The 2,024-nt window shown below is 33.4% G+C and carries 3 protein-coding genes; all 3 read left to right on the top strand.

The window, feature by feature from the left end; genetic code table 11:
* The first annotated feature begins 2 nt into the window (after positions 1-2).
* A complete protein-coding gene (locus Q0075_RS07760; RefSeq protein ID WP_297869018.1) occupies positions 3-569 on the top strand; it encodes a DUF3109 family protein in 567 nt (188 codons plus the stop codon).
* Between the two features lie 268 nt (positions 570-837).
* Positions 838-1,815 (top strand): ribonucleotide-diphosphate reductase subunit beta, encoded by a 978-nt coding sequence (locus tag Q0075_RS07755; protein ID WP_297869017.1) that lies wholly within the window; start codon positions 838-840, stop codon positions 1,813-1,815.
* Positions 1,816-1,926: 111 nt separating this feature from the next.
* Positions 1,927-2,024: ATP cone domain-containing protein (locus tag Q0075_RS13155; protein ID WP_366798316.1), on the top strand; the 98-nt coding region annotated here is incomplete at its 3' end.

Below are 2,024 nucleotides of genomic sequence, written 5' to 3'. Positions count from 1 at the left end.
ATATGTTTCAGTTAAATAAAACCATCGTTTCCGAAGAAATCTTAGAAAAAGAATTCGTTTGCAACTTGTCAGCTTGTCAAGGCGCTTGTTGTGTGGATGGCGATGCGGGTGCTCCTTTAGATGAGGAAGAAACCAAAATTTTAGCTGAAATTTTTCCAAAAGTAAAACCCTTTCTTCGTCCTGAAGGAATAAAAGCCATTGAAGCACAAGGAACGCACGTAGTCTCCGATTTTGGTGAATTAGAAACACCACTTATCGATGGAAAAGACTGTGCCTACGTAATTTTTGACGGAAAAACGGCACTTTGTGGAATCGAACAAGCCTACAATCAAGGAATTGTAGATTGGAAAAAACCAGTTTCTTGTCATTTATATCCTATCCGAATTAAGGAATATTCAGATTTTGCAGCGGTGAATTACCACAAATGGCATATTTGTTCAGATGCTTGTGCTTTAGGTGAAGAATTAGGAGTTCCGGTGTACCAATTTGTGAAAGAAGCACTAGTTAGAAAATTCGGACAACAATGGTTTGACGAATTAGACAAAGTAGCAAAAGAGTTAAAAAAATAATCTCGTTTTTATCGTTTAAAAAACACTCGTGAGCTACTTATTTTTCAGTTGCTTACAAGGTTTTAACAGTTGTTTTATATGTTTTTAACTTATTGATATTCAGTAAATTAAAAACCTATATTAATTTACTGACAATTATCAGCTTTGTTAAAAACTTGCTCCAATTGTGAATAAGTTTGCCTTTCATTTTTCATTTCAAATGACAAACTTTGTAATCCCCTAATAAGTCAATTTAACCAATCATTAACATTTTTAAAATCAAATAGCTATGTCTATAGTGGAACCTATTTTGCAAGAAAACAAAGATCGATTTGTAATTTTTCCTATCAAACACCAAGATATTTGGGAATGGTACAAAAAACAAGAAGCGTGTATTTGGACAGCAGAAGAAATTGATTTACATCAAGATTTAAACGATTGGAACAATAAATTAAACGATGACGAAAAATATTTCATCAAACATATTTTAGCATTCTTTGCTGCTTCTGACGGAATTGTAAATGAAAATTTAGCGGAAAATTTCGTTAACGAAGTGCAATATCCAGAAGCGAAATTCTTCTATGGTTTCCAAATTATGATGGAGAACATTCACAGTGAAACGTATTCATTATTAATTGATACGTATGTGAAAGACGAAGCAGAGAAAAATCAGTTATTCCATGCAATTGAAGTGTTTCCAGCTATCAAAGAAAAAGCACAATGGGCTTTAAAATGGATTGAATCAGATTCGTTTGCAGAACGATTAATTGCTTTCGCAGCAGTGGAAGGAATTTTCTTCTCTGGTTCTTTTTGTTCGATTTACTGGTTAAAAAAACGTGGATTAATGCCAGGATTAACCTTTTCAAACGAATTAATTTCTCGTGACGAAGGAATGCATTGTGATTTTGCGGTTCACTTACACACGCATCATATTGTAAACAAAGTGCCAAAAGCAAGAATTACGGAAATTATTGTAGATGCATTAAATATAGAAAGAAAATTCATCACGGAATCATTGCCAGTGAGTTTAATTGGTATGAATGCTACTTTAATGACGCAATATTTAGAATTCGTAACCGATAGATTATTGGTAGAATTAGGCTGTGATAGAGTTTACAACTCTTCAAATCCATTCGATTTTATGGATATGATTTCGTTACAAGGAAAAACGAATTTCTTCGAAAAACGCGTTGCGGAATATCAAAAAGCGGGTGTAATGAACTCGGATTCAGAATCAAGTAAAATTAGCTTCGACGCTGATTTCTAAAAATAAATAAAATATAGGGCGCTATAAAATGTCGGGAGACTCGCGCTTTAGTTCATTAATATTAACCGAAAGCAGGGAAGGGATTGTCTGTTTTCAAAAACTAAAAAGCTTATGTATGTAGTAAAAAGAGATGGCCATAAGGAGCCAGTAATGTTTGACAAAATCACGGACAGAATTAAAAAACTATGTTATGGATTAAATGACATGGT

The organism is uncultured Flavobacterium sp., assembly GCF_937967675.1.
In the GTDB taxonomy this organism is placed as follows: Bacteria; Bacteroidota; Bacteroidia; order Flavobacteriales; family Flavobacteriaceae; genus Flavobacterium.
The sequence above is the reverse complement of the archived record's forward strand: the minus strand, read 5'-3'. Positions and strand labels throughout refer to the sequence as shown.

Excerpts from the sequence above, each read along its gene's own strand:
- Q0075_RS07755 (WP_297869017.1), top strand. The coding sequence starts at position 838 with ATGTCTATAGTGGAACCTATTTTGCAAGAAAACAAAGATCGATTTGTA.
- Q0075_RS07760 (WP_297869018.1), top strand. The coding sequence starts at position 3 with ATGTTTCAGTTAAATAAAACCATCGTTTCCGAAGAAATCTTAGAAAAA.